General features: G+C 39.3%; 4 protein-coding genes and 1 pseudogene. All 5 read left to right on the top strand.

Translation table 11 applies throughout. The features are described from left to right. Nucleotides 1-211: pseudogene (locus AC52RT_RS01025) on the top strand (16S rRNA (adenine(1518)-N(6)/adenine(1519)-N(6))-dimethyltransferase RsmA); the annotation flags it as partial. 202 nt (nucleotides 212-413) lie between these two features. After that, the gene (yabG, locus tag AC52RT_RS01020; protein ID WP_495539032.1) at nucleotides 414-1,292 is read left to right on the top strand and encodes a sporulation peptidase YabG; all 879 of its coding nucleotides are present in this window, start codon (nucleotides 414-416) and stop codon (nucleotides 1,290-1,292) included. A gap of 309 nt (nucleotides 1,293-1,601) precedes the next feature. Further along, nucleotides 1,602-1,853: a biofilm formation stimulator Veg gene (gene veg / locus AC52RT_RS01015; protein ID WP_495539031.1), complete on the top strand. Its 252-nt coding sequence runs from the start codon at nucleotides 1,602-1,604 to the stop codon at nucleotides 1,851-1,853. 149 nt (nucleotides 1,854-2,002) lie between these two features. Then, nucleotides 2,003-2,179, top strand: coding sequence for a small, acid-soluble spore protein, alpha/beta type (locus AC52RT_RS01010; RefSeq protein ID WP_402970892.1), 177 nt, complete (start codon nucleotides 2,003-2,005; stop codon nucleotides 2,177-2,179). Nucleotides 2,180-2,500: 321 nt separating this feature from the next. Further along, nucleotides 2,501-3,226, top strand: a 726-nt coding sequence (gene ispE / locus AC52RT_RS01005) for a 4-(cytidine 5'-diphospho)-2-C-methyl-D-erythritol kinase (RefSeq protein WP_495539030.1), incomplete at its 3' end; no start/stop codon positions are given.

The raw sequence follows: 3,226 nt of genomic DNA, 5'->3' as shown, positions 1-3,226 counted from the left end.
TTTATTCGTCGTGACCCGCGCAAGCTTTGCACACCGCCGAAAAACGATATTAAACAACTTAACAAGTCAGTTGCCAGAGGGCACAGCGAAAAAGGAAATGATCCTTGCCGCTCTTAAGGCGTCAGAAGTGGACCCAACTAGGCGAGGGGAAACATTAAGCATCGAGGAATTTGGACGCTTGAGTGATGCATTATTGCCGAATTTCAAATAAGCACTACTACTAATCAAAGCCGGAAAGGGGTTCTATATCCCTGCATCCGGCTTTTTTTTTGGATTAGAGCGATTAGAGAACGCATTACTGCATAAGATATACCATCATTTTTTACTTTCACCATTCATAAAGCATTCGCATAACTTAAGAAAGAAAACAATCTAGGGTGGGCTGAAAATAAGTCTTCTCATGGGGTGGAGCAATGAATGTTCATATAAACGATGTTGTCGGTCGACTTTCCTATAAATGCGACGTGTTGTTTCGGGTGATTGATATCCGTGATAATAACGGCAGACGTGAAGCGGTTCTTTATGGGGAAGATATCCGGCTAATCGCAGACGCACCTTTTCAAGATTTAATGATCATAAATGATAATGAGCGAAATGTTCGACAAAGATCAAATGAAGCACTCCAAGAACAATCATACCGTCTATTAACGCAGGATTTAGAGTTGCAGCAACAAAAAAGCGGTTATCAATCCAGTAATGGGTATCGCTATAGCGGTGAATACTTTCAAATTCCGGGCAGAGTGCTACATGTAGATGGAGATGCTTCCTATCTTCGGAAATGTCTGGATCTTTACCAGAAATTTGGCATACCGGTGAATGGCGTCTATTGTAATGAAAAGGAAATGCCACAGCGAATTGGCAGCTTATTGGACCATTACCGTCCAGATATCCTTGTTGTCACAGGACATGATGCTTACTCTAAAGCAAAAGGACCGATGTCAGATATCAATGCCTATCGTCACTCCGGGGACTTTGTGCAAACCGTTCGAGAGGCGAGAAAGAAGGTATCTCATCTAGATCAATTAGTGATTTTCGCAGGTGCTTGTCAATCCCATTTTGAATCTCTCATCCAAGCAGGCGCCAATTATGCAAGTTCTCCTTCGCGCGTGAATATTCATGCGCTTGATCCTGTATATATTGTCGGCAAGGTGAGTTTTACCACTTATATGGAGAATCTTCATGTATGGGATGTTCTTCGCAATACTTTAACAGGCAAAAAAGGGTTAGGTGGAATCGAAACAAAAGGAGTGCTTCGAACAGGACTTCCCTTTAAACCTTTTCAAGAAGAATGATGAGCTGCATTTTGAAAGAATGCAGCTCGCTTTTACTGTTTGAAATTTCGGATATCCATGATCACTACCGGATTTTTTCGACCAAGGAAGTAGACAAAGCACTCAGTGGCGAAAATTCAGCATTTTTCATAATGAATAGTTCGTTTACATATATTTTCAATTACTAGGAGATAATAAAAATGTTAACGATTTTTGCGGAATTAAGTTAAAAATATATTGACTACATTTTTAACTGCTGATATAATTTATTATTTTGTTTGCGTATATTAACAATTTGTGATATACTATATTTAGTGAGGTGGACCGAAAATGCCAAAAACTTTAGCTGATATTAAAACTGCACTTGATTCAAACCTAGGTAAAAGATTGCTTTTAAAAGCAAACGGTGGAAGAAGAAAGACTGTAGAACGTTTTGGAATTTTGGCGGAAACTTATCCGGCTGTATTTGTAATTGAACTCGACCAAGATGAAAATGCATTTGAAAGAGTATCTTACAGCTATGCGGATGTATTAACGGAAGCCGTGGAACTAACCTTTTTAAACAAACAACAAGAGATGTAACTTAGAGGAAGTAGCAGACAATATGTTTGCTGCTTTTTGATTTGTCTAAAGCTTCAAAAATGACCAGTACAGGATAAAACAAGTAGTCATGAAATAGTGTATATAACAAACACTAGATATGTGACAGCATGTGAAAGGGGTTGTTTCGCTTGAGTAGAAAAAAAGGGATTATGTCAGAGGGTTTTAAAGAAGAATTGGCTAAAGAACTTGGGTTTTATGATGTTGTCCAGAAAGAGGGTTGGGGAGGAATCCGGGCCCGTGATGCTGGGAACATGGTAAAGCTTGCAATCGAAAAAGCACAACGTCAAATGGTGGATAAAGAATAAAATCTCACTAAAATGAATCATGCTGTCCTTCGAAATGGGCCAGGCTCTTTCTCCAATGTATAGCACTATCCATTTATGCTTACATTGTAATAAAGGAGTCTGGCCTTTTATTATGTAAAAAATATACCGAACAACGGGCAATAAGTTGCATAGTTACTCTTTAACAAGGAGAAACGGCCCCTTCTCCCTGCAGTTCTTTTCTCCTCTATAGGTATTCTTCGCTTCAATACATTGTAAATACGATGAAAAAACCTTTAGAATATAAACAAATATGGTAGAATAGGACAAGAACTTTTAAGAACGTTAAAGTAGGTGGACATATTGAAGCTTATGGAAAAAGCCCCGGCTAAAATTAATTTGGCTTTGGATGTGCTTTTCAAACGGCCTGATGGGTATCATGAGGTAGAAATGATCATGACGACAGTTGACCTTGCCGATAGAATAGAGCTAAAAGAAATAAAAGGGAACCACATTCAAATTCTGTCTCATAATCGATTCGTTCCGGATGATCATCGGAATTTGGCATATCAAGCTGCATTCATTTTAAAGGAACGTTATGGAATTAACAAAGGTGTTTCTATTACAATAGAGAAAAATATTCCCGTAGCGGCGGGACTTGCAGGTGGAAGCAGTGATGCTGCTGCTACATTAAGAGGGTTAAATAGACTGTGGAAGTTAGGACTTTCCATGGATGAGCTTGCTGAAATCGGTGCTGAAATTGGTTCAGACGTGTCGTTTTGTGTATATGGAGGCACGGCTTTGGCCAGAGGACGTGGCGAAAAAATCACACATCTTCCCACACCGCCAAAATGCTGGGTTATTTTAGCCAAGCCCACAATTGGCGTATCTACAGCCGATATATATAAACGGCTACAGGTTGCAAAAATGGATCATCCTGATATTCCTGGTATGATTTCGGCTATTAGGGAAAATAGTTATGAAAATGTATGTCAAGGATTGGGAAATGTACTGGAGCAGGTTACTTTACAGCTGTATCCAGAGGTGGCCAATATTAAAGACCAAATGAAGACATTCGGAACAGATGCT

It is taken from the genome of Peribacillus sp., from assembly GCF_059453735.1.
The sequence above is the reverse complement of the archived record's forward strand: the minus strand, read 5'-3'. Positions and strand labels throughout refer to the sequence as shown.